Below are 26,842 nucleotides of genomic sequence, written 5' to 3'. Positions count from 1 at the left end.
GCGCCGGGAAAACGTCAAATTATAGGGGAGGCGGGTGGAGGGCGCGCGATTTCGGGCCGGGACCGGTGCGCCGGCGACGATTAGTGCCTTCCCTGGCGTGCCGCCCGGCCTTGCCGGGAGGGGGGAAGGTGGGATGTCAGAGGGATTGTGCTGTTTTTGCGTCATGGCGCCACGCGCGGCGAAGCGCCGGGGAGGCCGGCGGGTACCCCGGTATAATTCGGGGCACTCCACAAGGCCTCCCCGATGTCCGACCTGCTTGCCAATCTCAATGCCGAACAACTAGCCGCCGTCACTTTGCCTGACGAACCGGCGCTGATCCTGGCCGGGGCGGGCAGCGGCAAGACGCGCGTGCTGACCACCCGCATCGCGTGGCTGATCCAGAACGGCCGGGTGTCCCCGGCGGGCTTGCTGGCGGTGACCTTCACCAACAAGGCCGCCAAGGAGATGATGACGCGGCTGACCTCGATGCTGCCCATCAATACGCGCGGCATGTGGATCGGCACCTTCCACGGCCTGTGCAACCGCATGCTGCGCGCCCATTACCGCGACGCCGGCCTGCCGCAGACCTTCGCCATCCTCGACAGCCAGGACCAGCTCTCCGCGCTCAAGCGCCTGCTCAAGTCGCTCAACGTCGATGACGAGAAGTACCCGGCCAAGAACCTGCAGTACTTCATCAACAACGCCAAGGAGCAAGGCCTGCGCCCGGCCGATGTGGAGGCCAACGACGACTTCAACCGCCGCTTCGTTGACCTCTACGCCGCCTATGACGTGCAGTGCCAGCGCGAAGGCGTGGTCGATTTCGCCGAACTGCTGCTGCGCTGCTACGAACTGCTGCGCTACAACGACGCCATTCGCCAGCACTACCAGCATCGCTTCCGCCACGTGCTGGTGGACGAGTTCCAGGACACCAACGTGCTGCAATACCGGTGGCTAAAGATGCTAGCGGGCTTCGGCACGCAGAGCCCGGCCGCGGTGTTCGCCGTGGGCGACGACGACCAGAGCATCTACGCCTTCCGCGGCGCCAATGTCGGCAACATGCGGGACTTCGAGGATGAATTCCGCGTGCGCCACATGATCAAGCTGGAGCAGAACTACCGCTCGCACGGCCACATCCTGGATTCGGCCAACCACCTGATTGCCCACAACGCGCGGCGCCTGGGCAAGAACCTGCGCACCGATGCCGGTCACGGCGAGCCGGTGCGGGTGTTCCAGGCCGGCTCCGACGGCCAGGAAGCTTCCTGGCTGGTGGAAGAGATCCGCGACCTGATCGCGCAGGGCATGAGCCGCTCGGAGATTGCCATTCTCTACCGCAGCAACGCGCAGTCGCGGGTGATCGAGCACGCGCTGTTCTCGTCGGGCATCCCTTATCGCGTGTACGGCGGCCTGCGCTTCTTCGAGCGCGCCGAAGTCAAGCACGCGTTGGCCTACCTGCAACTGCTGGAGAACCCGCGCAATGACGCCGCCTTCGGCCGCGTGGTGAATTTCCCGGCGCGCGGCATCGGCGCGCGTTCGCTGGAATCGCTGCAGGATGCGGCGCGCCAGTACGACTGCTCGCTCGCGGAGGCGGTAGCCTACGTGCCCGGCAAGGCCGGCAGCACGCTGGGCGCCTTTGTGCGGCTGATCGAGCAGATGCGCGCCGAGACGCGCCGCATGACGCTGCCGGAAACGGTGGAGTACGTGACCAACACCAGTGGCCTGATCAACTACTATCGCGGCGAGAAAGAAGGCCAGGACCGCATTGAGAACTTGCAGGAACTGGTGACGGCGGCGCAGGCGTTCGTGACGGAAGAAGGCTACGGGCTGGACGCGCTGGCCAGCGCGATCCCGGTCGGGCGCGAGGGCGCGCAGTTGCCGGTGCTGGCCGACGGCGACCAGGCCCAGCAGGTGCTCGATCCCGAAGCGCTGCCGGCCGTGATGACGCCGCTGGTGGCCTTCCTCACCCATGCCTCGCTGGAAGCCGGCGACAACCAGGCCCAGGCCGGCCAGGATGCGGTGCAGATGATGACGGTGCACGCCGCCAAGGGGCTGGAGTTCAACGCGGTCTTTATCACCGGGCTGGAAGAAGGCCTGTTCCCGCACGAGAACAGCGCCAAGGAATCCGACGGGCTGGAGGAAGAGCGCCGCCTGATGTACGTGGCGATCACGCGCGCGCGCGAACGGCTCTACCTCTCGTTCGCGCAAAGCCGCGTGCTGCACGGGCAGATGCGTTACCACGTGCGGTCGCGCTTCTTCGAGGAGCTGCCCGACGCATCGCTGAAGTGGCTCATGCCGCCGGCGCAGGCCTATGGCGGCGGCACCCAGCAGCGCCGCCAGCAGAGCGAAGGCGGCTGGGGCCGCGACTGGTTCAAGCGGGCGGAGGACGTGCCCTACTCGGGCACCCAGCCCACCGGCGGCATGGACACCGGCAACGGTTATGCCGACGCCAAGCGCCAGGCCGGCGCGGGCCTGCGCATCGGCCAGAGCGTCTTCCACAACAAGTTCGGGGAGGGGGTGATCACCGGGCTGGAAGGCGAGGGCGAGGGGGCGCGCGCCAATATCAATTTCAAGCGCCACGGCGCCAAGTGGCTGGTGCTGTCGGTGGCCAAGCTGGACCCGATCGACTGAACGGCCTGGCGATCAGGGAGGCGGCTAGTCCAGCTGGATGTTGCCTTCCCTGATCACCTTGGCCCATTCGGTCGTCTGGGCCTGGATGAACTTTGCCGCCTCGGCCGGCGTGCCGGCCACGATCTCCCCGCCCAGGCTGGTCACGCGCTCGCGGTTCTCTGGCAGGTTGATGACCTTGCGGATCGCATCCGACAAGCGCTTGACGATCTCCGGCGGCGTGCCTGCCGGCAGGAACACCCCATTCCACTCGTAGACTTCATATTGCGGCACGCCTGACTCGGCCAGCGTCGGCGTGTCCGGCAGGATGGGCGTGCGCCTGGCGCCGGTCACGCCGAGCACGCGCAGCTTGCCGGCGCGCACATGTTGCAGGCCGGAGGCTGTATTGGCAAAGAACACCGGCACCTGCCCGGCAATCACATCGGCCATGGCGGGGCCGCCGCCCTTGTACGGCACATGCAGCAAGTCCAGTTTCATGCGCTGCGCGAACAGCGCGCCCGCCAGGTGCTGGGCCGAGCCGTTGCCCGATGAGGCATAGGCAATGCTGCCCGGCTTGGCGCGGGCCATCGCGACCAGCTCCTGCGTGGACTTGGCCGGGAACTTCGGATTCACCACCAGCATATTGGGATAAAGCGCCAGCACCGAGACCGGGACGAAGGACTTGACCGGGTCGTAGGGCAGCCGCTTGTAGAGCGACGGGTTGGCCGCGAACGAGGCGGCATCGAGCAACACCGTGTAGCCATCCGGCGCCGACTTGGCCACCAGGTCCGTGCCGATCTGGCCGCCCGCGCCTGGCCGGTTGTCGACCACGATGGTCTGGCCCAGTTCCTGGCCCAGGCGCGGCGAGATCATGCGGGCCATGGTGTCTGCGCCGCCGCCGGGCGCGTAGGTGACCACCAGCCGGATGGGTTTGGCGGCAGGCCAGGCCTGCGCGTGCGCAAAGCCGCTGGTGCCGGCGGCGAGCCAGCACAGGGCGCTGGCGCAAAGACGGGTTGGGAATCGCATGGGTCTCCTCGGGTCGGTATCGGTATGGGAAGCTGCGCCGGCCCGCGCTTGCGGCGGCGCGCTCTCGGGAAGTTCAGCGAACCTCGGCGCGATAGTGGAAATCGTCGGCATTGCCCAGCGTCTGGCGGAACTCCACACGCCGCCCCGCCAGGTCGAAGGCTACGCGGCTGACCGCCAGCGCCGGATGGCCCTCCGGCAAGGCCAGCTGGGCGGCCTCGCGCGCGCCAAGCCGGGTGAAGCGCAAGTCGTCGACGGCGCGGCCGACCGTGACCCCACAGCGCCCGGCATACATCGGGTAGAGCAGGGGTGCGAACTCGGCGGGCTTGAGAGCGGCCAGTTCGCTGAACAGCGCCGCTGGCAGCCAGATGGTCTCCAGCAGCCGGACCTGGCCTTCCCAGCCGCGCTGGCGCATTACGCGAAGCACTGCCGTGCCCGTTGCCAGTCCAAGCTGCGCCGCTACATCCGCCGGGGCAGCCAGCGTGCGCAGCGACACGATGCGCGACTCCGGGATCTCCGAGCCGGCATCGCCAAAGCGGAAGAACCGCGCCATGGTGGCGCCCGTCAGCGCGCCGCGCACGAAGGTGCCGCGGCCATGCACGCGTTCCAGCAGGCCTTCGTCCACAAGCGCCTGGATGGCGGCGCGCATGGTGCCCAGCGCCACGCCGTAGTGCTCCGCCAGTGCGCTCTCCGCCGCAATGGCGGTGCCGGAAGCCCATTCGCCGGCCAGGATGCGGCCCTTGAGCGCGGTTGCGATGCGGGCCCAGCGTGGCGCGGCCAGGCTGGCGGGCGAGGCGTCAAGGCCGGCTCCCGTCGGGGCGGGCAGGGTGGAGCGGTCGGGCATTCGTGTCTCCGGGGTGCGTGCCCCGGCCGATGTTCATTGCCGAGGTATCTAGTCATCTATAGGACTAGAGCATAGAATGGAGGGGCACTGGTGTCAACCATCGCGCGCCTGGCCGGCGCAAGGTGGCAGGCGCTAACATCCATGCGCGGCATGCGCCGTCCCCCAGGCCAGAACATGTTCCAGATCGATACCCATTTCCACGTGTTTTCCGCAGATGCCCCCGCCGTGGGCGGTGCGCGCTACCGGCCTGCCTACGGCGCCAGCCTGGCGCAGTGGCAAGCCATCTCCCGCGCGCACGGCGTGCGCGCGGGCGTGGTGGTGCAGCCGAGTTTCTTTGGCAGCGACAACAGCGAACTGGAGGCGGCGCTGGCGGCTTCGCGCGCGCTGCGAGGCGTTTGCGTGCTGGACCCGGCGGTGTCCGCTGGCGAGCTGGCGCGCCTGCATGGACTGGGCGTGCGCGGCCTGCGCTGGAATATGGTGGGACGGCACGCAGACGCATCATGGCGTGATGCGCGCTGGCCCGCGCTGCTGGAGGCGGCCCACGCGCTGGGCTGGCACCTGGAGTTGCACACCGATCCCGGCCGGTTGCACGAGTTGCAGGCCTGGCTGCCGGCGGTGCCGATTGCGCTGGTGCTGGATCATTTCGGCAAGCCGGCGGCCGGCGCGCAGGGCGATGCGCCGATGCTGGCCTGTGCCGCGCAGTGGCGCGGGCAGAGGGAGGTCTATGTCAAGCTGAGCGCGCCATATCGCGTGGCGGCCGACTTGGCGGGCGTGGTGGCCGGCTGGCACCACTGCCTGGGCGAGCAAGGCCTGCTATGGGGATCGGACTGGCCGTGGACCAATCACGAGGCCGAGGCCGACTATGGCGGCCTGCAGCGCAAGGTATGGGAGTGGCTGGGGCCGCTGGCGGCAGCGCCGGACCGCAATGCGGCGCGGTTGTTCGACCTGCCGGCCGCGTGACGGGGGCAGGTCACGCCTGGGCCGGCGCCAGCCGTCAGGTCTTCAGGCGGCCACGTCCGTCCTGCCCGCCGCTTGCTCCGGCACCACATTGAAGCAGCCGCGGTAGGTGGCGTAGAACGAGCAATACATGATCGCCAGCATCAGCAGCGAATACGGCGTGACCAGGAAGGACAGCACCGCTTCGGCCCCCAGCGCGCCGAACAACGCCTCGAGGAAAAAAGGCACCGCCACCAGCAATACCGCGAACACCACGCCGTAGGCCAGGAACGCGCCACGGTTGCGCCAGCACGCGGTCCAGCTGAAGAACAGCGCCTTGACTGGCGGCACGTTGTGCCATGCCGTGAGCAGGGGGGCAAACCAGAACAGCATGGCAATCGGCGTGTACAGCGCGGCGCCGATCATCAGCGCGAAGTAGAGCTGGCGCACGGCCTCGGCCGACGGCGCTTCTTCCTTGAGCAGGATGGGCACCAGCGTGCTGATATCCACCAGGCTGCCCGCGATCAGGCTCAGCACGAACACCAGCCCCGCATAGATGCCGCCCAGCACCAGCAGGTTGCGGCTGGCCTGTTTGCCGTTGCCGCGGAAACCGGCCAAGAGCACGGTGGGCAGCACGCGCTTGTTCAGAATCACCTCGCGGCAGGCGGTCATGATGCCGACCGACAGGCCAGGCGTGACCACCAGCAGCGCGATGATGCCGATCAGCGGCACGAACACCGCGAGCTGCGCGGCGATCAGGTAGACAAACAACAGCATCAGGAAGGCGAGCGGGTTCTTGCGGAACAGCCAGACACCCTGGCGGAACCAGACATAACCTTCCTTGGCGGAGACTTCCAGTAATTGCATGACGGTCAGGTCCAGGGCAGCGCGTCGGCTTCGATGCGCCGGCGCAGGATGCGTTCGAAATGGGTTGGGTCGTGCGGTTGCAGCATGTCGGCCTCGCGCGGCAGGTAGAAGTCCCACAGCCGGGAAATCCAGAAACGCAGCGCGCCGGCGCGCAGCATGTCGCGCCAGTGCTGCGCCTCGGTGGGCCCCAGCGGTCTCACAGCATGATAAGCCCGCAGCAAGGCCTGGACGCGGGCATCGTCGAGCGTGCCGGTGGCCAGGTCGATGCACCAGTCATTGACGGTGACCGCCAGGTCGAACAGCCACTTGTCGTTGCCGGCGAAGTAGAAGTCGAAGAAGCCGCCCAGCTTGTCCTGGCCGCCCTGGTCGTCCTCGAACAGCGCATTGTCGCGGAACAGGTCGCAATGGCAGGGGCCGCCCGGCAAGGCCGCGTAAGCGGTGCTGCCGAAGAAGGCGGTCTGGTGGGCCAGTTCCTGCCGCAGCAGCGCTTGCTGGCCGGCATCCAGGAAAGGCAGGATCTCGCCCTCCGTCTGTTGCCACCAGGGCAGGCTGCGCAGGTTCGGCTGCTGGCGCGGATAGCTCTGGCCGGCAAGGTGCATGCGGGCGAGCATGTCGCCCACTTCCGCACAATGCCCGGCCCCGGGGGCCAGCTGCGAGCCGCCCGGCAGGCGCGTGACGATGGTGGCCGGCTTGCCCTTGAGGGTGCGCAGGATTTCGCCGTCGCGGTCCGGGACCGGGGCCGGCACGCGGATGCCGTGCGCCGCCAGGTGGGCCATCAGGTGCAGGTAATACGGCAACTGCTCAAACGTCAGGCGCTCGAAGATGGTCAGCACATATTCATGCGTGCAGCCATCCTGCTCCATGGTCAGGAAGAAATTGCTGTTCTCGATGCCCGAGGCAATGCCGCGCAAATTGCGCATTTCGCCCAGGTTGTAATCAAGGAGCCAACTGGCGATCTCGTCCGGCGAGACCGTGGTGAATACGGCCATACTCTTTTTTTGAATCGAAACGGATGGCGGCGGGCGCAAGCAAGCTTGGCTCTCGCGGCATGGATGCCGGAAACGCCGGCGCGGCCCCGCCGTGATCGTCTGGCGGGGTCGTGGGAAATCAGAAATCAGAAAACAAGAAGCAGAAAGCAGACAGCAGACAGCGAAAACCAGGGCCCGGGAGCCGGGGTGCTAAAACCCGGCGGCCGGTGCTCAGAATTGCAGCACCTTGACCGATGGTACGCGGTTCGTGTCATGGTCCCGGATCTTCGGCGAGCTGTCTTCCGGCTTGCTCATCTGGTACTTGGTGCCCATGCCGGACTTGACCTCGATATCGGTGGCCTGGCCCTTGTTCTTGTATTCCCGGACCTGGGTGCCATCCCGCTCATTGAGCTGGAAGCTCGGTTCGCGCGGCTGGTTCAGCTGGGTCTTGGCCGGCGAGGTGATCGGCCGGTTGTTGATCTGGTTCAGCTCTTGCTGGGTCAGGGCGCCGCCTGCCTGCTCGGTGTTCGGCTGCGCCATCACCGCAGCGGGGGCGCAAAGCGCCAGCAGGGCTGCAAAACCCAGCGCGCGGGCGGCGGCCGGGAACGGCTCCGGCTCTTCCGCACGCGCGGTGGCCAGGAGAGTGGGGGAGGTCATTGAAGGCTCCTGTGCAGTGCTGCAGGCTCTGGGCATGCGGCACCACGAATGGCGCTGCAGTCCGGCGGCGCCGGGCTTTGGCAGTGTGTCAGGCTTCCATTCTAGCAATTCCTGCCCGCGCCGGGCCCCTTGCGGTGACCCGGCGGCCACCTTTAAGAGGCGGCCGCCCGGGCACGGGTCCGGAAATGGCGGGGGCTGTCGGTCGGCGGTGCAACATGCCGCCTCCGGGGCCTTGCGGCTCCGGAAGGGCGGGCGGCCCCGGTGCAAGCCCTGCTTACAGGTAGAACATCTCTTCCTTGGGCGGGATCGGGTTGTCGCCGCCGCGCTGCTCGTAGTACTCATAGACCGCTTCGAGCACTTCATGCGGCTCGTCCACGATTTTCATCAGGTCGAGGTCATGCTCGGCGATCAGGCCCATCGGCAGCAGCGTGAAGCGGAACCAGTCGAGCAGGCCCTTCCAGAAACGGCTGCCGAACAGCACCACCGGCACGGCACGGGACTTGCCGGTCTGTACCAGGGTCAGCACTTCGGCCAGCTCGTCGAGCGTGCCGAAGCCACCCGGCATCACGATAAAGGCGTCCGAATTCTTGACGAAGGTCACCTTGCGCGTGAAGAAGTGGCGAAAGCGCATGGCGATGTCCTGGTAGGGATTGCCTTGCTGCTCGTGCGGAAGCTCGATGTTCAGGCCGACGCTGGCCGATTTGCCTGCGTGGGCGCCCTTGTTGGCCGCTTCCATGATGCCCGGGCCGCCGCCCGAGATGACCGCGAAGCCGGCGTCGGAGAACAGCCGGGCGATCTCGATGGTGCGCTGGTAGTAGGGGGAATCCTCGCGCAGGCGCGCGCTGCCGTAGATCGAGACGGCCGGGCGGATCTCCGAAAGGTACTCGGTCGCCTCGATGAACTCTGCCATAATCGTGAACATTTGCCACGAGGCGCGCGCCTTCTTTGCAGTCGCGCGGTCTTCGTCGGCCAGCGCACGCAGGCTGGGAATCATCTTGCGCGGGTTGGCGCGGATGCCGGAGGCGGGAGCCGTATCTCCCGGGCCTTCGGCGGCAGTGCTGACCGTCACGTTCACGTCCATATCGGCCGCGGTGGTAATACTGCCTTCCGCGGCCTGCTTGAGGGCCGCCGCCGGGTTTTCGGCGCCGGCTGCGTCGGAGAGGGGGGCGGCGTTCGCACCGCCTGCGGCGGCACCAGTCAATTTTGAGTCCATGGGAATGTCGGATAGTCCAAAAACACTCTTGCTCGTCGATGGGTCGAGCTATTTGTATCGCGCGTATCACGCCCTGCCGGATCTGAGGAACGGGGAGGGGCTGCCCACAGGGGCAATCTACGGCATGATCAATATGCTGCGCAAGCTGCGCAACGATTTCCCGGCAGAGTATAGCGCTTGCGTGTTCGACGCCAAGGGTAAGACCTTCCGCGACGATCTTTATCCTGCCTACAAGGAGCATCGCCCGTCGATGCCCGAAGACCTTGCCAGGCAGATCGAGCCGATCCACGAGGCGGTGCGCGCGCTGGGCTGGCCGATCGTGGTGGTGGAGGGCGTGGAGGCCGACGACGTGATCGGCACGCTGGCCCGCCAGGCTACCGCCGAAGGCATGCGCACGGTGGTCTCCACCGGCGACAAGGACCTGGCCCAGCTGGTCGACGACCATGTCACCCTGGTCAACACCATGAGCGGCGAAGTGCTCGACCCGCCCGGCGTCGTGGCCAAGTTCGGCGTGCCGCCGGCGCGCATCGTCGACTACCTCTCGCTGATCGGCGATGCGGTGGACAACGTGCCCGGCGTGCCCAAGGTCGGCCCCAAGACGGCGGTCAAATGGCTCACCGAATACGGCACGCTCGACGACATCATGGCCGGCGCCGCCGGCATCAAGGGCGTGGTGGGCGAGAACCTGCGCAATACGCTGGAGTGGTTGCCCAAGGCGCGCGAGCTGGTGACGGTCAAGACCGACTGCGACCTGAAGAGCTCGCTGGCCAATTTCCACCAGCTCCGGGAAAGCGGCGAGGACAAGGAAAAGCTGATCGATTTCTTTGCGCGCTATGGTTTCAAGACCTGGCTGCGCGAGGCGACCGGCGAAAGCCTGCCGAACCCCCGTGCCCAGGCGCGCGCCAGCGCGGCGCAGCCCGCTGCCGGCGGTACGGCGGCGGCAGAGGCGGGCCCGGCCCAGGGCGGTCTGTTCGACGACGCTCCGGCGCCCGCGGAGATCCGCTACGAAACCGTGGCGACCGAGGCGGCGCTGGAGGCCTGGATGCGGCGTATCGAAACCGCGCCGCTGGTGTCCATCGATACCGAGACCACCTCGCTGGACCCGATGCAGGCGCAACTCGTCGGCATCTCGCTGTCGATCGAGCCGGGCGAAGCCTGCTATATCCCGGTTGCCCACCGCGGCCCCGATGTGGTCGGCCTGGAGGCCAACGGCCAGCTCGGGCGCGAGGCCGTGCTGGAGCGCATGCGTGCCTGGCTGGAGGATCCGTCGCGCGCCAAGGTAGGCCAGAACCTGAAATACGACTCGCATGTTTTCGCCAACCACGGCGTGAATTTCCGTGGCATCGCGCATGACACCATGCTGCAGAGCTACGTGCTGGCGTCCCACCGCAACCACGGCATGGACAGCCTTGCCGAGCGCCTGCTCGGCCTCAAGACCATCAGCTACGAGGAAGTGTGCGGCAAGGGCGCCAGCCAGATCGGCTTCGACCAGATCGACATTGCGCGCGCCACCGAATACGCCGCCGAGGACGCCGACGTCACGCTGCGCCTGCACCGCAACATGTATCCGCAGGTGGAGGCCTTGCAGGGCGTGCGCTACGTCTACGAGCAGATCGAGATGCCGGTTTCCGTGGTGTTGCAGAAGATCGAGCGCAACGGCGTGCTGATCGATTCCGACCGCCTGGGCGCACAGAGCGCGCAGCTCGGCCAGCGCATGCTGGAGCTGGAGCAAGCCGCCTACGAGGCCGCGGGCCAGCCCTTCAACCTTGGCTCGCCCAAGCAGATCGGCGAGATCCTGTTCGGCCAGATGAAGCTGCCGGTGGTCAAGAAGACCGCCAGCGGCGCGCCTTCCACCGACGAGGAAGTGCTGCAGAAGCTGGCCGAGGATTACCCGCTGCCCAAGCTGCTGCTGGACTACCGTGGCCTGGCCAAGCTCAAGTCCACCTATACAGACAAGCTGCCCAAGATGGTCAACCCGGCCACCGGGCGCGTGCATACGAGCTATGGGCAAACCACCGCGGTGACCGGCCGGCTGGCTTCGACCGAGCCCAACCTGCAGAACATCCCGGTGCGTACCGAGGAAGGCCGCCGCATCCGCGAGGCCTTCATCGCAGCCCCCGGCAATGTGATCGTGTCGGCCGATTATTCGCAGATCGAGCTGCGCATCATGGCCCATATCTCGGGCGACGAGAACCTGATGCGCTCGTTCGCCGAAGGCGAGGACGTGCACCGCGCCACTGCGGCCGAGATCTTCGGCGTCAGCACGGATGCGGTCAGCAGCGAGCAGCGCCGCTACGCCAAGGTCATCAATTTCGGCCTGATCTACGGCATGAGCGCATTTGGCCTGGCCAGCAACCTCGGCATCGAGCGCGAGGCGGCCAAGCACTATATCGACCGTTATTTCATGCGCTACCCCGGCGTGGCGCGGTACATGGAGGAAACGCGGCAGACCGCGCGCGAGCAGGGCTTCGTCGAGACCGTGTTCGGCCGCCGCCTGTGGCTGCCGGACATCAATGGCGGCAACGGCCCGCGCCGCCAGGGCGCCGAGCGGGCTGCCATCAATGCGCCGATGCAGGGCACCGCCGCCGACCTGATCAAGCTGTCCATGATCGCCGTGCAGAACTGGCTGGAGCGCGACGGCCTGGGTACGCGCCAGGTGATGCAGGTACACGATGAACTGGTGCTGGAAGTACCGCAGGCCGAGCTGGAACTGGTCAAGGTGAAGCTGCCGGAGCTGATGTGCTCGGTGGCTGAGCTGCGCGTGCCGCTGGTGGCCGAGGTCGGTACCGGCAGCAACTGGGAGGAGGCGCACTAAACGACGGGGCGGCCCCTGGGGCCGCTCCGGGATTGCCCCCGTCCCGCTATTCCTGCATTCTGGTTCCGATTGAAGCGACCGCTGAATCGGTGATTGGCGTCTTGCCAGTCTTGCTGCTGTGCAGCAGACTGGCGGAAAGCCGGGGTCACTGGCTCGCGTCAGGCCCCGCAAAAGAATATCGACGACACTGGGTAGATCATGAGCACAGAGGGAAGGGCGCATCGAATCATCGTAGTCGGAGGAGGAGCAGGCGGTCTGGAACTGGTCACGCGGCTGGGCGACAAGCTCGGCAAGAGCGGGGCCGCGCAGGTGGTACTGGTGGACCGCTCCCCCACGCATATCTGGAAACCGCTGCTGCATGAAGTCGCCGCCGGCAGCATGGATCCCCACACCCATCAGCTGGAATACGTAGCGCAGGCGCGCTGGCACCATTTCGAGTTCCAGCAAGGCGAGCTGACCGGCATCGACCGCACCCGCAAGACCATCGCGGTGGCGGCCTGCGTCGACCTCGACGGCACGGAGCTGCTGCCCGCGCGCGAACTGCCCTACGACACCCTGGTACTGGCCATCGGCTGCGTGACGCATTTCTTCGGCGTGCCCGGCGCCGCGGGCAACGCCATCGCGCTCGACACCGTGGACCAGGCGGAACGCTTCCGCCGCAAGCTGATCTCGGCCTGCGTGCGCGCCCAGAACGGACGCGGGCGCATCGGCGACGACGGCCGCCCGCGCGTGGATGTCGCCATCATCGGGGCCGGCGCTACCGGCGTCGAACTCTCGGCCGAGTTGCGCAACACCGCGCATGTGCTCAGCGCCTACGGGCTGCACCAGCTGGATCCGCGCCGCGACGTGCGCATCCACGTGGTCGAGGCCGGCCCGCGCATCCTGCCCGCGCTTTCCGAGCGGGTTTCCGCGGAAACCACCAAACTGCTTCACAAGCTCGACATTGAGGTCCTCACCGCCGAGCGCGTCACCGAAGTCACGGAGGATGCGGTGCTGACCGCCAGCGGCAAGCACATCGATGCCGACCTGACGGTGTGGGCCGCGGGCATCACCGCGCCGCCGGTGCTCTCCACGCTTGGCCTGCCGGTGAGCCGGATGGGGCAGATCGTGGTCAAGCCCACGCTGCAAAGCGAAGCCGATCCCGATATCTTCGCTTTCGGCGATTGCGCCAGCTGCCCCTGGCCCGAGAAACAGGGCACCGTGCCGCCGCGTGCCCAGGCCGCGCACCAGCAAGCCGTGTTCCTCTACAACGCGCTGCGCGCGCGGCTGGCCGGTAAGCCGCTGCCGTCGTTCGCCTTCAAGGATCTGGGCTCGCTGGTGTCGCTGGGGCACTTCAGCGCGGTCGGCAGCCTGATGGGCGGCCTGATCGGCGGCTCGATGTTCATCGAAGGCCTCATGGCCCGGGTGATGTACACCTCCTTGTACCGCATGCATGTCATGGCGCTGCACGGTGCCGTGGGCATGGGACTGGATACCGTGACCCACTGGCTGCGCAGCAAGACCAGCCCGCGCGTCAAGCTGCACTAAGTTGAGCCGCATGAGCCGCATGAGCCGTGTTAGGGCGAGGTTCGCCCCTCTTGCCGGCCGCGTGCGCTGAACTCCATGTTTGCTTAGAATCGGACTCCCGGCGCTGCCAGTATTGACCGGCAGCGCCGCCCCATGTCTTGCCCACCCGGATTCGCCATCCAAGCCAAACAGGAGACCGCATGCTGAAGCCAGAAGTGGAAAGCCTCGTACCCGGCCAGTCCTATGACCGCCGCGCCTTCGTCAAGACAGCGCTGGGCTCGGCATTTGCCGCGGCCGCCATGCCCGTGATGGCGCAGGCCATCAAGACCGATTTCGCCGGCCTCACCGCCGGCGAGGTCACCATTGCCTCGGGCGGCTTCAATATGCCCGCCTATCGCGCCCAGCCGGAAGGCAAGACCAACCTGCCGGTGATACTGGTGGTGAGCGAGATCTTCGGCGTGCACGAACATATCGCCGATATCTGCCGGCGCTTCGCCAAGCTGGGCTACCTCGCCATCGCGCCGGAGTTGTTCGCGCGCCAGGGCGATCCCAGCAGCTTCGGCACCATCCAGGAACTGCAGTCCAAGCTGATTTCCAAGGTGCCGGATGAGCAGGTCATGGGCGATCTCGACGCAGCGGTGGCTTGGGCCAAGGCCAACGGCGGCAATGCCAGCAGACTGGCCATCACCGGTTTTTGCTGGGGCGGACGCATCACCTGGCTGTACGCTGCGCATAGTCAGCAGGTCAAGACGGGCGTGGCCTGGTATGGCCAGCTGGTGGGCGAGCCGACCCCGGTCAAGCCCAGGAATCCGATCGACCTGGCCAGCCAGCTCAAGGTGCCGGTGCTGGGCCTCTATGGCGGAAAGGACACCGGCATCACGCAGGAACAGGTCGAGAAAATGAAGGCGACGCTGGCGGCATCGAGCGATCCCTTTGCCAAGGCCTCCACCTTCGTGGTCTATCCGGAATCCGGCCATGCCTTCAATGCGGACTACCGGCCCAGCTACCGGGAAGCCGACGCCAAGGATGGCTGGCAGCGCTGCCTGGCGTGGTTCAAGCAACACGGTGTGTAGGGCGGTGCGATAGCTTGCGTTGAATCCTGGCGCCGGCGGAGCGAGCGGCAAATACGGCTTGTGCCGCAGGATTTGCAAAGTCGGCGCCAATCTACGTACAATGCGTGCTTCGTTTCTTGCAACAGTGTTGCGTCTAAGGTCGGTGCCGCTACTGTTGAGCGGATAGCCGGTCCCGGGAGCCCATCATCCATTCCACGCTTGTCTACATCCTGCTTGCCGCCACCATCTCGGGGGTGGGCAGTATCCTGGGGGCGGCGCTGCTGTCGCTGACGGTAGCCTCGCGCGTGGTCGAGCGCATGGTGAGCTTCTCGGTAGGCGTGCTGCTGGCCACGGCGCTGCTGCACTCCCTGCCGGAGGCCTTCGAATCGGGCGCCGATCCGCGTGCCTTGTTCGGCACCCTGCTGGCCGGCCTGCTCGGCTTCTTCCTGCTGGAGAAGGTCGCGCTGCTGCGCCACTCGCACCATCACGAAGGCGACGGGCACCACCACCATCACGGCCACGACCGCGAGGAAGCCGGCCGCAGCGGCATGGCCATCCTGGTGGGCGATACCTTCCACAACTTTGCCGATGGCATCGTGATCGCCGCCGCCTTCCTGGCCGATCCGCATATCGGCCTGGTCACCGCGCTGGCCATTGCCGCCCACGAGATCCCGCAGGAAGTGGGCGATTTCATCGTGTTGCTCAACGCGGGGTTCTCCAAGGCGCGCGCCTTTGCCTTCAACCTGCTGTCCAGCCTGGCTGCCATTGCCGGCGGCGTGGTGGGCTACTTCCTGCTCGACCAGATGAGCGGCTGGATTCCCTATGTGCTGGTGATCGCATCGAGCAGCTTCGTCTATATCGCCGTCAGCGACCTGATGCCGCAGATGCAGCGCAAGCCGCGCTGGCGCGAGTCGATCATCCAGGTAGTGCTGGTGGCCACCGGGATTTGCGCGATCTTCTTCATCACCAATGGCGTGCACGAGGCGCATGGCCATGCCCATGCGCACGGCGTGGCGGCTCCCGCCAGATAAGGACGCCCGCGTTCAGGCGCCGCTCGCCACCGGCCGCGCCGGGTCGGCGCACCACTCGCTCCAGGAGCCCGGATAGAGCGCGGCGCCCGGCAAGCCCGCCACCTCCAGCGCCAGCAGGTTGTGGCAGGCGGTCACGCCCGAGCCGCATTGCATGACCGCCTCGCTGGCCGGCGTTCCGGCCAGCACCTGGCCGAACTCCTGCTTCAGCGTGGCGGCCGGCTTGAAGCTGCCATTGCCTTCCAGGTTGTCCTTGAAGAAGCGGTTGACCGCGCCAGGGATATGCCCGCCGACGGGATCGAGCGTTTCGTTCTCGCCGCGGAAACGGTCCGCTGCGCGGGCATCCACCACCAGCCGCGTCGGGTTTGCCAGGTTGGCCAGCACCGCGTCGGCATCCACCGTGGGCACCAGCGAGGCCTTGCGCATCAGGTTGCCGGGCGTTTCGGGGTCCGGCGTATTGCCGGCCTCGAGCGGCAGGCCGGCTGCCACCCATGCGTTCTTGCCACCATCCAGTACCGCCACCGCGCCGTGGCCCAGCCAGCGCAGCAGCCACCAGGCGCGTGCCGCGTACATGCCGCCCTGCGCATCGTAGGCGATGACCTGGGTGTCTTCATTCACGCCGAGCGCGCGCAGGCGCGCGGCCAGCGTATTGGGATCGGGCAAGGGGTGGCGGCCGTTGCTCCCCGTCTTCTCGCCGGACAATTCGTTGTCCAGGTGCAGGTAGAAGGCGCCCGGCAGGTGGCCCACATGGTAGGCATCGCGTCCGGCGGCGGGGTTGGCCAGGTCGAAGCTGCAGTCAATCACGACGCTGTGGCGGCTGCTGTCTTCGCGCAGCGCGCGCAGGTCCTGGCTGGAGATCAGGGTGGTGAACATGGCATAACCTTGGGTTGGGAGGGCTGTACGGCATCGGCGGGTGAGCACCGTTCGCCACCTTCGATGCTACACCTCGGGGTGCACTTCCGCCTCGGGGGACTTGACCGGGGTATCGGCGGTCGGCTGCTTGTTGGAGCTTTCGCGGGCCCGGGTCAGGGTGGTGGCGATGCCGCTCGCGATGATCAGCGCCATGCCCACCCAGGACAGCCAGTTGAGCTGGTCGCGCCAGATGATCATGCCCCAGAAGCTGGAGAACACAATGCCGGCGTATTGCAGGTTGGCGGTGAGCAGCGTGTTGCCGCGCTTGTAGGCGCGCGTCATCGCGGTCTGCCCGAGCGTGGCAAGGATGCCGATGGCCAGCAGCAGGCCCGCCCCATGCCAGGTGTGGGCGCTTGGGCCGGTGAGCAGCATCCAGGCCAGGCCCACCACCATCCCGACTGCCGAGAAATAGAACACGATGCGGCCTTCGGGCTCGCCCAGCTGGCCGAGCTGGCGCACCTCGACATAGGCCAGCGCGGTGAAGATGCCGGAGATAAGGCCGATCAGGCCGCCGGTGAGCTGGTTGTGGCCGACGGACGGCTGCAGCAGGCACAGCACGCCGGCGAACGACATCAGGATGGCGCCGATCAGCTTGCGGTCTGCGCCGCCCGTGCCCGCCAGCGCGGCGCCGGCGCCCAGGATCAGCGCGATCCAGACTGGCGACATGTAGTTCAGGGTCATCGCCGTGGCCAGGGGCAGCATGGTGATCGAGGTGAACCACAGCAGCAGGGCGGTCACGCCGAACAGGCTGCGCTTGATGTGCATGGACATATGCGGCGTGCGTACCGAGGTACCCGACGAAGCCAGCACCGTCCACATGATGATCACGCCGATCAGGCTGCGGTAGAACACGATCTCGCCGGTGGCATAGAACTCGGACGCCAGCTTGACGCCCACCCCCATCAACGAAAAGGCGAAGGCGGCGAACAGCATCCAGAGCGATTGCATGGCGAGGCGAAAGGAAGAATGAACAGCGCGCGAGCCGCGCCTGGTGATGGACAAACAGGGCGGCATCGCGAAAGGCTTCGCGCGAAGCGAATGGCCGGTGCAGGGACGGCGAGGCGCCGGGCGCACACCGGAAGCGGCGATTGTAGCAGCGCGAGTGCACCGCACCAAACGCAAAACGGACCGCCCGGGCGGTCCGTTTTGTTCGCCGCGATGCCTGTGCGGCCCGCAAAGCCTTGTCCCGCCGGTCAGCCGGTAAAGGACATGGCGCGGCGATACCATTCATGAAAGTGCTGCATGCCGTCTTCCATCGGCGACTGGTAGGGTCCTGTTTCGCTGACGCCACGCTTTGCCAGTGCGCGGCGCCCGGCGTCCATGCGCTCGGCGATCTCGTCGTCCTCGATGCAGGTTTCCATATACGCTGCGCGCTCCGCCTCGACGAACTCGCGCTCGAACAGCACGATTTCCTCGGGGTAGTAGAACTCCACGACATTGCGCGTCTTGTTCGGCCCGAGCGGGTGCAGGGTCGATATCACCAGCACGTTCGGGTACCACTCCACCATGATGTTGGGGTAGTAGGTGAGCCAGATCGCGCCGTACTTGGGCAGCACGCCGTTGTTAAAGCGCAGGACAGCCTCATGCCACTTCTGGTACGTGGGGCTGCCGGGGCGCTTGAGGCCGGCGTGCAGTCCCACCGTCTGGACGCTGTGCCAGTCGCCGAACTCCCAGCTCAGGTCGTCGCAGGAGACAAAGCTGCCCAGGCCCGGGTGGAACGGTACGACGTGGTAGTCCTCCAGATAGACCTCGATGAAGGTCTTCCAGTTGTAGTTGCACTCGTGGATCTCGACGTGGTCGAGCAGGTAGCCGTCGAAGTTCAGGTCCTCGGCCACGCCCAGGCGCGCCAGGTCGGCACGCACATCGCGCTCGCCCTCGAACAGCAGGCCGTTCCAGTTTTGCAGCGGCGAGCGTTTCAGGTGGACGCACGGCTGCTCGGCGAAATGCGGTGCGCCGAGCAGTTCGCCCTTCAGGTCGTAGGTCCAGCGGTGCAAGGGGCAGACAATGTTTTTCGCATTGCCGCGGCCGTTGAGCATGATGGCCTGCCGGTGGCGGCAGACGTTGGACATGAGCTCGATCCCGTCGGCATTGCGTACCAGGATGCGGCCCTCATCCTCTGCCGCGAGCGCGTGATAATCGCCCGGCTCGGGGATCATCAGTTCATGGCCGACATAGCCAGGGCCCTTCTTGAACAGCAGTTCCAGTTCTTGTTGGTGCAGTGCCTCGTCGATGTAGACGTTGACGGGCAGTTGCGTATCAGCCGGCACCAGTTTCAGCGCGGTGCTGAGATTGGACATTATCCCCACTCCCTATGACAGGCGAAAGCAGTGAACAACCCAACCATCGAAAAGATAATCGATATGGGAAAGACAGTCAGCCGCGCGCTGGTCCGCTTCCGGGCCAGTGGATTTAGTTCGCGCTGACGAACCGCGGATTGTACCCGAGGCAAAAAGTTAAGGGACTGATTTTTTTGCCTTTTTAGCGAAAAAGTCGACCCGGGTCGTCATGAAGGTGCCGTTCAGGGCGCATTCGGAAAGACGACCCAAGCGCACAAGTCACTTTCGGGCAACGGCCTGAGGGGCATCCCTATGCAAGGGATGCGGGCATCGCCTCGCTTTGGCGTAAAATCCCTGCTTCCCCAGATTCCATGTCCGCAATGCCAAAGACAACGAGCTCCCCGGCCCAGACCGATCCGGCCGCGACCGACCAGCGGTCCGCCTCCGCGCCGCCCGCCTCCTACGAAGCCGCCATGGCCGAACTGGAGGGGCTGGTAGCCAGCATGGAAGGTGGCGCATTGCCGCTGGAAGATTCGCTGGCGGCGTACAAGCGCGGGGCTGAACTGGTCCGGTACTGCCAACAGATGCTCGAGCGCGTGGAGCAGCAGGTCAAGGTGCTGGAAGGCGACGTCCTCAAGCCCATGCCCGCCGAAGCCGGCATCCAGGGAGACGCGGAATGAGCGACTCGCGCCAGAATGTGGAAGCCGGCGATTTCGCCGCCTGGATGCGCGCCCAGGGCGCCAGGACCGAGGCTGCGCTCGATGCCGCGTTGCCCACGAATGCAACAGTGCCTTGCACGCTGCACGAAGCCATGCGGTATGCTGTGCTCGGCGGCGGCAAGCGTGTACGCCCCTTGTTGGTGCATGCGGCCGGCGAAGTGGCCGGTGCAGCGCCCGAGGCTTGCGACGCGGCCGCCAGTGCGGTGGAGATGATCCACGCGTACTCGCTGGTGCACGACGATATGCCCTGCATGGACGATGACGATTTGCGTCGCGGCCGTCCTACCGTGCACAAGGCCTACGATGAAGCGACGGCGCTGCTGGTGGGCGACGCGCTGCAAACGCAGGCATTTGTGGTGCTGGCCGAGTCGGCGTCGCTTGCCTCACTGGACGCCGCCGCGCGCTTGCGCCTGGTGGCCGAGCTGGCCCGGGCCTCGGGCTCGGTCGGCATGGCGGGCGGGCAGGCAATCGACCTGCAGCATGTCGGCCTGGCGATGTCGCTGGGCGAACTCGAGGCAATGCACCGCATGAAGACCGGTGCCTTGTTGCGGGCCAGCGTGCGCATGGGCGCCTATTGCGGGACGGTGGACGAGGCAGGCATGGCCGCGCTCGACCGCTATGCCGCGGCCGTGGGCCTGGCGTTCCAGGTGGTGGACGATATCCTCGACGTGACCGCGGATACCGCCACGCTGGGCAAGACCGCCGGCAAGGACGCGGCCCATGACAAGCCGACCTATGTGTCGTTGATGGGACTCGAACCTGCCCGCCAGCTGGCCGGGCAGCTCCGGACCACCGCGCACGAGGCGCTGGCAGGCTTCGGCGCGCGCGCCGGACGCCTGGCCGAACTGGCCGATCTCATCGTGCTGCGCTCGAATTGAGCGCGAGCTGAATTGACAAGCAGGAAAACCGACAACCGGGCACAAGAATCCGGCCGCCGAACGGACATCATGACCTACGCACTGCTCAAAACTATTGACGACCCCGCAGCCCTCCGCCGGCTGGACCGCCGCCAGCTCAAGACGTTGGCCGACGAACTCCGCGCCTACGTGCTCGAATCGGTGTCGCAAACCGGCGGCCACCTGTCGTCCAACCTTGGCACGGTCGAACTGACCATCGCGCTGCACTACGTCTTCCATACACCGGACGACCGCGTGGTATGGGACGTCGGCCACCAAAGCTATCCGCACAAGATCCTGACCGGGCGCCGCGATCGCATGCATTCGCTGCGCCAGTGGGGCGGCATCTCGGGTTTCCCGCGCCGCAGCGAAAGCGAATACGACACCTTCGGCACCGCGCATTCCTCCACGTCCATCTCGGCCGCGCTGGGCATGGCGCTGGGCGCCCGCACGCTGGGCGAGAAGCGCGTCTCCATCGCCGTGATCGGCGATGGCGCGATGACCGCCGGCATGGCCTTCGAAGCCATGAACAACGCCGGCGTCTACAAGGACCTGCCGCTGCTGGTGGTGCTCAACGACAACGACATGTCGATCTCGCCGCCAGTCGGCGCGCTCAACAACCACCTGGCTCGGCTGATGAGCGGCAAGTTCTACGCCGCCACCAAGAAGGGCATCGAACGGGTGCTGTCGGTGGCCCCGCCGGTGCTCGAGTTCGCCAAGCGCTTCGAGGAACATGCCAAGGGCATGGTTGTGCCGGCCACGCTGTTCGAGGAATTCGGCTTCAATTACATCGGCCCGATCGATGGCCACGATCTCGAGTCGCTGGTGCCGACGCTGCAGAACATCCGCCAGCGCGCCCTCGAGGGCGGCGGCCCGCAGTTCCTGCACGTGGTCACCAAGAAAGGGCAGGGCTATAAGCTGGCCGAAGCCGACCCGATCCTCTACCACGGTCCCGGCAAGTTCAACCCGGCTGAAGGCATCCGTCCGTCGCCCAAGCCGGCCCGCAAGACCTATACCCAGGTGTTCGGCGATTGGCTGTGCGACATGGCTGCCGCCGATCCCAAGCTGGTCGGCGTGACGCCGGCCATGCGCGAAGGCTCGGGCATGGTGGAGTTCGAAAAGCGTTTTCCGAATCGTTACTACGATGTGGGCATCGCCGAGCAGCACGCCGTGACGTTCGCGGGCGGCCTGGCTTGCGAAGGCCTCAAGCCGGTGCTGGCGATCTACTCCACCTTCCTGCAGCGCGGCTATGACCAGCTGATCCACGACGTGGCGCTGCAGAACCTGCCGGTGGTGTTCGCGCTCGACCGTGCGGGCCTGGTGGGCGCCGATGGCGCCACCCACGCCGGCGCATACGACATCGCCTTCCTGCGCTGCATCCCCAATATGATGGTGATGACGCCGGCCGACGAGAACGAATGCCGCCAGTTGCTGACCACGGCCTTCCAGCAGGACTGCCCGACCGCCGTGCGCTATCCGCGCGGCGCCGGCGCCGGCGTGGCGACCGAGACCGCGCTCACCGCGCTGCCGGTCGGCAAGGGCGAGATGCGCCGTACCGGCGGCGCGCGCGCCGGCCAGCGCGTGGCCTTCCTGGCGTTCGGCTCGATGCTGCACCCGGCTTTGGGCGCAGCCGAGGCGCTCGATGCTTCGGTGGCCAACATGCGCTTCGTCAAGCCGCTCGACGAAGAACTGGTGAAGAAGCTGGCGGACGAGCACGACTATCTCGTCACCGTCGAAGAAGGCTGTGTGATGGGTGGCGCGGGCAGCGCGGTGCTTGAAGCGCTGGCCGCCGCCGGCATCGCCGTGCCGGTGCTGCAGCTTGGCCTGCCCGACCGCTTCGTCGACCATGGCGATCCGGCCTTCCTGCTGTCGCAATGCGGGCTCGACGCCAAGGGCATCGAGCACTCCGTGCGCGAGCGCTTCAAGCTGACTCAGGCGGCGGTCGCCACGCGCGCGGCCTGATCCATCCCGGTGCCGGCGTGCCCGCCGCAGGCGGGCGCGCCGGCAATCTTCGCGTTTCGTCATCGTACGACTGTCGTTCTGCCGCTATCACCGCATGGTTCGTGCGGGTATCGCCCGTTCATGGGCAGCACCAGGCAATTTCCCTTAGAATCGCAAGTTCTGTGTTCGCAGCTGCGGGAAGGCATCCCTTGCCCTCGCCCGCGGTTTCACACTCGTTGCGCGGCAAGGTTGACTGCGAAAAATGCCGCGACCGTAGAGGAAACCTGATCAATATGAATGACATCAATCCCGCCTTTGTGATGCCCGACGTGCAGTCGAGCCTCGATACCCGCCAGATCCCGATCCAGCGGGTGGGCGTGAAGGGCGTGCGTTATCCCCTGTCGCTGAAGACACCTGCCGGCGTGCTGGCCACGGTAGGCACCTTCAACCTCGACGTGCACCTGCCTGCCGACCAGAAAGGCACGCATATGTCGCGCTTCGTCGCCTTGCTCGAGGAAGAACGCGAGCCGCTCGAACTGGCGACCTTCCGTTCGCTGCTGGACAAGATGCTGGTCAAGCTGGAGGCCGAGGCCGGGCGCATCGAAGTCACCTTCCCCTATTTCATCAACAAGATCGCGCCGGTGTCGGGCGTGCAATCGTTGATGGACTACGAAGTCACGCTGATCGGTGAAGTGCGCGGCGGTGCCACCAAGGTCTTCCTGAAGGCCCTGGTGCCGGTCACCAGCCTGTGCCCGTGCTCGAAGAAGATTTCGCAGTACGGCGCGCACAACCAGCGCTCGCATATCACCATGAATGTCGAGCTGGCGGGCGACCTGCCCGTGGAGGCGCTGGTGCGCATGGCCGAGGAAGAAGCCTCGTGCGAGTTGTGGGGCCTGCTCAAGCGTCCGGACGAGAAGTTCGTCACCGAGCGCGCTTACGAGAATCCCAAGTTCGTCGAGGACCTGGTGCGCGACATCGCCATGCGCCTGAATGCGGACGATCGCATCGTGGCGTATGTGCTGGAGGCCGAGAATTTCGAGTCCATCCACAACCACAGCGCTTATGCCGTGATCGAGCGCGACAAGCGCACGGTGCGGTAAGCCGGCGCTTCAGCCAACAAGAAAGCCACCGCGAAGGTGGCTTTTTTGTTCGCTTAGCGGCGGAAGACTAGCGTGCCGGCAGGCGAATATCCGACAGTTCCCAGCGCGGCGTCACGCCGTAGCCGTAGCTGTGCTGCGCCAGTTCGGGCGCGGCCTGCAGCCGCATCGCGCCGGCAAAGGCGATCATGGCCCCGTTGTCGGTACAGAAGGCCAGGTCCGGGTAGTAGACCTGGATCTTCTTCTGCGCGCCCAGCTGGTCCAGGCGCTCGCGCAGCTGCCGGTTGGCGCCCACGCCGCCGGCCACCACCAGCCGGCGATGCCCGGTCTGCTTGAGCGCTGCCATGGACTTGGCCGCCAGCACGTCGACGATGGCGTCGACAAAGGAGCGCGCCAGATTGGCCCGGTCCTGCTCGCAAACGTTGCCCAGCTTGCGGGTTTGCGTCAGCACCGCCGTCTTGAGGCCGGCGAAGGAGAAATCGAGATTGCCCGAATGCAGCATCGGGCGGGGCAGGGCATACGCGCCGGGCGTGCCGAACTCGGCCAGCCGCGATACCTCGGGGCCGCCAGGGTAGCTCAGGCCCAGCAGCTTGGCGGTCTTGTCGAAGGCCTCGCCGGCGGCATCGTCCAGCGTTTCGCCCAGCAAGGCGTAGTCGCCGATGCCGCGCACTTCCATCAACTGCGTGTGCCCGCCGGAAACCAGCAGGGCCACGAAAGGGAACGGCGGCGGATCGCGCGTCAGCAGCGGCGACAGCAGGTGGCCCTCGAGATGGTGCACGCCCAGCATCGGCACGTTCAGGGCAAAGCCCAGGGCGTTGGCCACCGACGCGCCCACCAGCAATGCGCCGGCCAGGCCGGGCCCCTGCGTGAAGGCGATCGCATCGATGTCCTTACGGGTGCGGCCGGCTTCGTCGAGTATCTGCCGCAGCAGTGGCAGCACGCGGCGGATGTGGTCGCGGGAGGCGAGTTCAGGCACGACGCCGCCGTAGTCGCGATGCATGGCGATCTGCGAGTGCAGGGCGTGGGTGAGCAGCCCGGCCTCGGTGTCATAAAGGGCGAGGCCGGTTTCGTCGCAGGAAGATTCGATGCCAAGGACAAGCATGGGGGGAAGCTAAGGCCGGTACCAAAGGAAGCCGGCAAATCAAGGGGTTGGCGCGGGCGGCGGACCATCGGACCGGCAGCCTGGCGTGAGGCCAGCAGGGTAGCACAGCGGCGATTGCCCTGCTTTTCGCTACAATCGCCGCTTCTTCAGCGGGCATTCAGTAGGCAAGAAAAACATGGGCAGCAAGCAGACCGCACAGACCGGCCACGCTGGCGCGCGCGCAGGGCGCTTCGATGTGGCAGTGCTTGGCGCCGGGGCCGCCGGCATGATGTGCGCCGCCGTGGCGGGCCAGGGCGGTGCCAGCGTGGTGCTGATCGACCATGCCACGAAGCTGGCAGAGAAAATCCGCATTTCGGGCGGCGGGCGCTGCAATTTCACCAACCTGCAGGCCGGGCCCGCCAATTACCTGTCTGGTAATCCGCACTTCTGCCGTTCGGCGCTGGCGCGCTATACACCGCAGGACTTCCTCGACCTGATGCGGCGCCATGAGATCGACTGGCACGAGAAGCACCGCGGCCAGCTCTTCTGCAACGATAGCGCCGAGCAGGTGATCGAGATGCTGCGCGCCGAATGCGGCGCCGGCGGCGTGCACTGGCGCACCGGCTGCAGCGTGGACGAGGTCAGGCGCGAAGGCGACGATTTCCTGCTGATGACGGCGAATGGGCCAATCCGCGCCGGCGCGCTGGTGGTGGCCACCGGAGGACTTTCCATTCCCAAGATCGGCGCCACCGACCTGGGCTACCGCGTCGCCCGCCAGTTCGGCCTGGGCGTGGTCGAGACGCGCCCGGCGCTGGTGCCGCTCACCTTCGACGGACAGGGCTGGGCGCCATTCGCGCCGCTGGCCGGCGTATCGATGGAAGTCGATATCGCTACGGGCGGCGGCAAGACGGCCGGCGCTTTCCGTGAGGACTTGCTGTGGACCCATCGCGGTTTGTCCGGTCCCGCCGTGCTGCAGATTTCCAGCTTCTGGCGGCCGGGCACGCCCATCGCCATCGACCTGTTCGACGGCAACGACGCAAGTGAGTGGCTGCTTGCGCAAAAGGGCAGCAGCCGCAAGCACCTGGCCAACCTGCTGGCCGAACGCCTGCCGGCCCGCCTGGCCGATGCCTGGTGCGCCGCTGCCGGCCTGAACGGCGCGCAGCCCCTGCATGATATGCCGGACAAGGCACTGCGCCGGCTCGGGGCCGCGCTGAATAGCTGGGAGTTGATCCCGGCGGGGACCGAGGGCTATCGCAAGGCCGAGGTCACGCTCGGCGGGGTGGATACCCGGGCCCTGTCATCGGCCACCATGATGGCCCGGACGGTGCCCAACCTGTACTTCATCGGCGAGGTGGTCGATGTGACCGGCTGGCTGGGTGGCTACAACTTCCAGTGGGCCTGGGCATCGGGCGTGGCTGCCGGCCAGGCCGTTGCGGAAAACGCACGCGCCGCGACGGCGGGAGTGGCCTAGGCGGCACGGCGGAAAATTTGCGCCACGCGGGCTTGACAGTGTGTGTGCTACACTTGTAGCTTTCGTAAAACCGCCAACAGCTGCTACATATTTCAGCAAGATGACCACGATCCACCTCAAAGAAAACGAGCCGTTTGAAGTCGCCATGCGTCGTTTCAAGCGCACCATCGAAAAGAACGGCTTGATTACTGAATTGCGGGCACGTGAGTTTTACGAAAAGCCGACGGCCGAGCGCAAGCGCAAGAAGGCCGCCGCCGAGAAGCGCCACTACAAGCGCATCCGCAGCCAGATGCTGCCGAAGAAGCTGTACTGAACGCACCCTTCGCTTCTGCATCAAAACCCGCTGTGGGCAAGGCTCCGGCGGGTTTTTGCATTGGCGGTCCGACGGCCGGCGCGTTTCGCCCGGCCGGCAATGTCCCGCCCACACTTTCCTGGAAAAATTGCCATGTCCCTCAAAGCCCGTATCACTGATGACATGAAGGCCGCCATGCGGGCCCGCGAAACCGATCGCCTCGGCACCATCCGGCTGCTGCTGGCGGCCATCAAGCAAAAGGAAGTGGACGAGCGCATCGAACTCGACGACACCGCCGTGCTGGCCGTGATCGAAAAGCTGGTCAAGCAGCGCAAGGACTCCCTCTCGCAGTTCACGCAAGCCGGCCGCATCGACCTGGCGGACAAGGAAAGCGCTGAAATCGAGGTGCTCAAGGTCTATATGCCCGCCGCGCTGTCGGAGGCCGAAATTGCCGCGGAAGTACAGGCCGCAGTCGCGGAGAGCGGCGCCGCCGGTCCGCAGGACATGGGCAAGGTCATGGCGGTGCTCAAGGCCAAGCTGGCCGGCCGCGCCGACATGACTGCCGTGTCGGGGCTGGTCAAGGCCGCCCTGACGGCGCGCTGAGCTAGCTCTGGCAGCCGCTGGATCGGGGCCAGTCGCCGCCGATCCGGCTTTTTGCTGGAAGTGCG

Annotated in this window: 23 protein-coding genes; 13 read left to right on the top strand and 10 right to left on the bottom strand. The window is 66.4% G+C overall.

What is annotated here, in order from left to right; all coding sequences use genetic code 11:
- Nucleotides 1–243: 243 nt before the first annotated feature.
- Nucleotides 244–2,604, top strand: a complete 2,361-nt coding sequence (locus AC1DS6_RS06500; RefSeq protein ID WP_441631583.1) for a UvrD-helicase domain-containing protein — start codon at nt 244–246, stop codon at nt 2,602–2,604.
- A 24-nt stretch (nt 2,605–2,628) separates the two neighbouring features.
- On the opposite strand, the gene AC1DS6_RS06495 is transcribed toward AC1DS6_RS06500, so the two are convergent.
- Both AC1DS6_RS06495 and AC1DS6_RS06490 read right to left on the bottom strand, forming a co-directional pair.
- Entirely contained in the window at nt 2,629–3,606 is a 978-nt protein-coding gene (locus AC1DS6_RS06495) for a tripartite tricarboxylate transporter substrate binding protein (protein WP_441631581.1), read from the bottom strand.
- A gap of 73 nt (nt 3,607–3,679) precedes the next feature.
- A complete protein-coding gene (locus AC1DS6_RS06490; RefSeq protein WP_441631579.1) occupies nt 3,680–4,447 on the bottom strand; it encodes a GntR family transcriptional regulator in 768 nt (255 codons plus the stop codon).
- 174 nt (nt 4,448–4,621) lie between these two features.
- On the opposite strand from AC1DS6_RS06490, the gene AC1DS6_RS06485 reads away from it, so the two are divergent.
- Nucleotides 4,622–5,407, top strand: coding sequence for an amidohydrolase family protein (locus AC1DS6_RS06485; RefSeq protein WP_477102295.1), 786 nt, complete (start codon nt 4,622–4,624; stop codon nt 5,405–5,407).
- A 42-nt stretch (nt 5,408–5,449) separates the two neighbouring features.
- Here the strand turns inward: AC1DS6_RS06485 and AC1DS6_RS06480 are convergent, their stop codons facing one another.
- The 4 genes from AC1DS6_RS06480 to AC1DS6_RS06465 all read right to left on the bottom strand — a co-directional run bounded on the left by AC1DS6_RS06480 (nt 5,450) and on the right by AC1DS6_RS06465 (nt 9,088).
- Nucleotides 5,450–6,250 carry a BPSS1780 family membrane protein gene (locus tag AC1DS6_RS06480; protein WP_035866458.1) on the bottom strand — a complete coding sequence of 267 codons (801 nt, stop codon included), beginning with the start codon at nt 6,248–6,250 and terminating at the stop codon, nt 5,450–5,452.
- 5 nt (nt 6,251–6,255) lie between these two features.
- Complete coding sequence (locus AC1DS6_RS06475; RefSeq protein WP_477102294.1) at nt 6,256–7,239, bottom strand: homoserine kinase; 984 nt, start codon at nt 7,237–7,239, stop codon at nt 6,256–6,258.
- 210 nt (nt 7,240–7,449) lie between these two features.
- The gene (locus tag AC1DS6_RS06470) at nt 7,450–7,875 is read right to left on the bottom strand and encodes a hypothetical protein (protein WP_045239542.1); all 426 of its coding nucleotides are present in this window, start codon (nt 7,873–7,875) and stop codon (nt 7,450–7,452) included.
- A gap of 274 nt (nt 7,876–8,149) precedes the next feature.
- Complete coding sequence (locus tag AC1DS6_RS06465) at nt 8,150–9,088, bottom strand: LOG family protein (protein WP_441631572.1); 939 nt, start codon at nt 9,086–9,088, stop codon at nt 8,150–8,152.
- A gap of 4 nt (nt 9,089–9,092) precedes the next feature.
- Between AC1DS6_RS06465 and polA the strand changes: the two genes are divergently transcribed.
- The 4 genes from polA (at nt 9,093) to AC1DS6_RS06445 (ending at nt 15,492) form a co-directional block, all read left to right on the top strand.
- Nucleotides 9,093–11,903 carry a DNA polymerase I gene (polA, locus tag AC1DS6_RS06460; RefSeq protein WP_477102293.1) on the top strand — a complete coding sequence of 937 codons (2,811 nt, stop codon included), beginning with the start codon at nt 9,093–9,095 and terminating at the stop codon, nt 11,901–11,903.
- A 198-nt stretch (nt 11,904–12,101) separates the two neighbouring features.
- Entirely contained in the window at nt 12,102–13,430 is a 1,329-nt protein-coding gene (locus AC1DS6_RS06455) for an NAD(P)/FAD-dependent oxidoreductase (RefSeq protein WP_441631568.1), read from the top strand.
- Between the two features lie 179 nt (nt 13,431–13,609).
- Nucleotides 13,610–14,482 (top strand): dienelactone hydrolase family protein, encoded by an 873-nt coding sequence (locus AC1DS6_RS06450; RefSeq protein WP_477102292.1) that lies wholly within the window; start codon nt 13,610–13,612, stop codon nt 14,480–14,482.
- A gap of 182 nt (nt 14,483–14,664) precedes the next feature.
- Complete coding sequence (locus AC1DS6_RS06445; protein ID WP_276286147.1) at nt 14,665–15,492, top strand: ZIP family metal transporter; 828 nt, start codon at nt 14,665–14,667, stop codon at nt 15,490–15,492.
- A 12-nt stretch (nt 15,493–15,504) separates the two neighbouring features.
- On the opposite strand, the gene AC1DS6_RS06440 is transcribed toward AC1DS6_RS06445, so the two are convergent.
- From AC1DS6_RS06440 to AC1DS6_RS06430, 3 genes are all read right to left on the bottom strand, one after another.
- Nucleotides 15,505–16,362: a sulfurtransferase gene (locus tag AC1DS6_RS06440; RefSeq protein ID WP_441631564.1), complete on the bottom strand. Its 858-nt coding sequence runs from the start codon at nt 16,360–16,362 to the stop codon at nt 15,505–15,507.
- A gap of 66 nt (nt 16,363–16,428) precedes the next feature.
- Nucleotides 16,429–17,349 carry a DMT family transporter gene (locus AC1DS6_RS06435; RefSeq protein ID WP_035866435.1) on the bottom strand — a complete coding sequence of 307 codons (921 nt, stop codon included), beginning with the start codon at nt 17,347–17,349 and terminating at the stop codon, nt 16,429–16,431.
- Between the two features lie 245 nt (nt 17,350–17,594).
- On the bottom strand, nt 17,595–18,698 hold the full coding sequence (locus AC1DS6_RS06430) for an aromatic ring-hydroxylating oxygenase subunit alpha (RefSeq protein WP_035866432.1): 1,104 nt from the start codon (nt 18,696–18,698) through the stop codon (nt 17,595–17,597).
- A 359-nt stretch (nt 18,699–19,057) separates the two neighbouring features.
- Here AC1DS6_RS06430 and AC1DS6_RS06425 point away from each other — a divergent pair, with 359 nt between their 5' ends.
- The 4 genes from AC1DS6_RS06425 (at nt 19,058) to folE2 (ending at nt 23,333) form a co-directional block, all read left to right on the top strand.
- Nucleotides 19,058–19,357, top strand: coding sequence for an exodeoxyribonuclease VII small subunit (locus AC1DS6_RS06425; protein ID WP_035866429.1), 300 nt, complete (start codon nt 19,058–19,060; stop codon nt 19,355–19,357).
- On the top strand, nt 19,354–20,274 hold the full coding sequence (locus AC1DS6_RS06420) for a polyprenyl synthetase family protein (protein WP_035866425.1): 921 nt from the start codon (nt 19,354–19,356) through the stop codon (nt 20,272–20,274). The genes AC1DS6_RS06425 and AC1DS6_RS06420 overlap by 4 nt, the downstream gene beginning before the upstream one ends.
- Nucleotides 20,275–20,343: 69 nt before the next feature.
- The gene (gene dxs, locus AC1DS6_RS06415) at nt 20,344–22,254 is read left to right on the top strand and encodes a 1-deoxy-D-xylulose-5-phosphate synthase (RefSeq protein ID WP_441631561.1); all 1,911 of its coding nucleotides are present in this window, start codon (nt 20,344–20,346) and stop codon (nt 22,252–22,254) included.
- A gap of 272 nt (nt 22,255–22,526) precedes the next feature.
- Nucleotides 22,527–23,333 (top strand): GTP cyclohydrolase FolE2, encoded by an 807-nt coding sequence (folE2, locus tag AC1DS6_RS06410; RefSeq protein WP_035866417.1) that lies wholly within the window; start codon nt 22,527–22,529, stop codon nt 23,331–23,333.
- Nucleotides 23,334–23,400: 67 nt separating this feature from the next.
- Here the strand turns inward: folE2 and tsaD are convergent, their stop codons facing one another.
- Nucleotides 23,401–24,432 carry a tRNA (adenosine(37)-N6)-threonylcarbamoyltransferase complex transferase subunit TsaD gene (gene tsaD / locus AC1DS6_RS06405; protein WP_441631558.1) on the bottom strand — a complete coding sequence of 344 codons (1,032 nt, stop codon included), beginning with the start codon at nt 24,430–24,432 and terminating at the stop codon, nt 23,401–23,403.
- Between the two features lie 175 nt (nt 24,433–24,607).
- Here tsaD and AC1DS6_RS06400 point away from each other — a divergent pair, with 175 nt between their 5' ends.
- From AC1DS6_RS06400 to AC1DS6_RS06390, 3 genes are all read left to right on the top strand, one after another.
- Nucleotides 24,608–25,882, top strand: coding sequence for a BaiN/RdsA family NAD(P)/FAD-dependent oxidoreductase (locus AC1DS6_RS06400; RefSeq protein WP_441631556.1), 1,275 nt, complete (start codon nt 24,608–24,610; stop codon nt 25,880–25,882).
- 100 nt (nt 25,883–25,982) lie between these two features.
- A complete protein-coding gene (gene rpsU / locus AC1DS6_RS06395) occupies nt 25,983–26,195 on the top strand; it encodes a 30S ribosomal protein S21 (RefSeq protein ID WP_035866409.1) in 213 nt (70 codons plus the stop codon).
- A 132-nt stretch (nt 26,196–26,327) separates the two neighbouring features.
- Nucleotides 26,328–26,777 carry a GatB/YqeY domain-containing protein gene (locus AC1DS6_RS06390; protein ID WP_477102291.1) on the top strand — a complete coding sequence of 150 codons (450 nt, stop codon included), beginning with the start codon at nt 26,328–26,330 and terminating at the stop codon, nt 26,775–26,777.
- The last annotated feature ends 65 nt before the right edge of the window (nt 26,778–26,842 follow it).

The sequence above is a fragment of the Cupriavidus sp. 05L310 genome (genome assembly GCF_056398185.1).
This window is presented reverse-complemented; position numbering and strand designations above follow the sequence as displayed.

Excerpts from the sequence above, each read along its gene's own strand:
- AC1DS6_RS06430 (WP_035866432.1), bottom strand. The coding sequence starts at position 18,698 with ATGTCCAATCTCAGCACCGCGCTGAAACTGGTGCCGGCTGATACGCAA.
- AC1DS6_RS06475 (WP_477102294.1), bottom strand. The coding sequence starts at position 7,239 with ATGGCCGTATTCACCACGGTCTCGCCGGACGAGATCGCCAGTTGGCTC.
- AC1DS6_RS06455 (WP_441631568.1), top strand. The coding sequence starts at position 12,102 with ATGAGCACAGAGGGAAGGGCGCATCGAATCATCGTAGTCGGAGGAGGA.
- rpsU (WP_035866409.1), top strand. The coding sequence starts at position 25,983 with ATGACCACGATCCACCTCAAAGAAAACGAGCCGTTTGAAGTCGCCATG.
- polA (WP_477102293.1), top strand. The coding sequence starts at position 9,093 with ATGTCGGATAGTCCAAAAACACTCTTGCTCGTCGATGGGTCGAGCTAT.
- AC1DS6_RS06440 (WP_441631564.1), bottom strand. The coding sequence starts at position 16,362 with ATGTTCACCACCCTGATCTCCAGCCAGGACCTGCGCGCGCTGCGCGAA.
- AC1DS6_RS06400 (WP_441631556.1), top strand. The coding sequence starts at position 24,608 with ATGGGCAGCAAGCAGACCGCACAGACCGGCCACGCTGGCGCGCGCGCA.
- AC1DS6_RS06480 (WP_035866458.1), bottom strand. The coding sequence starts at position 6,250 with ATGCAATTACTGGAAGTCTCCGCCAAGGAAGGTTATGTCTGGTTCCGC.
- AC1DS6_RS06390 (WP_477102291.1), top strand. The coding sequence starts at position 26,328 with ATGTCCCTCAAAGCCCGTATCACTGATGACATGAAGGCCGCCATGCGG.
- AC1DS6_RS06420 (WP_035866425.1), top strand. The coding sequence starts at position 19,354 with ATGAGCGACTCGCGCCAGAATGTGGAAGCCGGCGATTTCGCCGCCTGG.
- AC1DS6_RS06465 (WP_441631572.1), bottom strand. The coding sequence starts at position 9,088 with ATGGACTCAAAATTGACTGGTGCCGCCGCAGGCGGTGCGAACGCCGCC.
- AC1DS6_RS06435 (WP_035866435.1), bottom strand. The coding sequence starts at position 17,349 with ATGCAATCGCTCTGGATGCTGTTCGCCGCCTTCGCCTTTTCGTTGATG.
- AC1DS6_RS06470 (WP_045239542.1), bottom strand. The coding sequence starts at position 7,875 with ATGACCTCCCCCACTCTCCTGGCCACCGCGCGTGCGGAAGAGCCGGAG.
- AC1DS6_RS06490 (WP_441631579.1), bottom strand. The coding sequence starts at position 4,447 with ATGCCCGACCGCTCCACCCTGCCCGCCCCGACGGGAGCCGGCCTTGAC.
- AC1DS6_RS06450 (WP_477102292.1), top strand. The coding sequence starts at position 13,610 with ATGCTGAAGCCAGAAGTGGAAAGCCTCGTACCCGGCCAGTCCTATGAC.
- folE2 (WP_035866417.1), top strand. The coding sequence starts at position 22,527 with ATGAATGACATCAATCCCGCCTTTGTGATGCCCGACGTGCAGTCGAGC.
- dxs (WP_441631561.1), top strand. The coding sequence starts at position 20,344 with ATGACCTACGCACTGCTCAAAACTATTGACGACCCCGCAGCCCTCCGC.
- AC1DS6_RS06425 (WP_035866429.1), top strand. The coding sequence starts at position 19,058 with ATGCCAAAGACAACGAGCTCCCCGGCCCAGACCGATCCGGCCGCGACC.
- AC1DS6_RS06495 (WP_441631581.1), bottom strand. The coding sequence starts at position 3,606 with ATGCGATTCCCAACCCGTCTTTGCGCCAGCGCCCTGTGCTGGCTCGCC.
- AC1DS6_RS06500 (WP_441631583.1), top strand. The coding sequence starts at position 244 with ATGTCCGACCTGCTTGCCAATCTCAATGCCGAACAACTAGCCGCCGTC.
- AC1DS6_RS06485 (WP_477102295.1), top strand. The coding sequence starts at position 4,622 with ATGTTCCAGATCGATACCCATTTCCACGTGTTTTCCGCAGATGCCCCC.
- tsaD (WP_441631558.1), bottom strand. The coding sequence starts at position 24,432 with ATGCTTGTCCTTGGCATCGAATCTTCCTGCGACGAAACCGGCCTCGCC.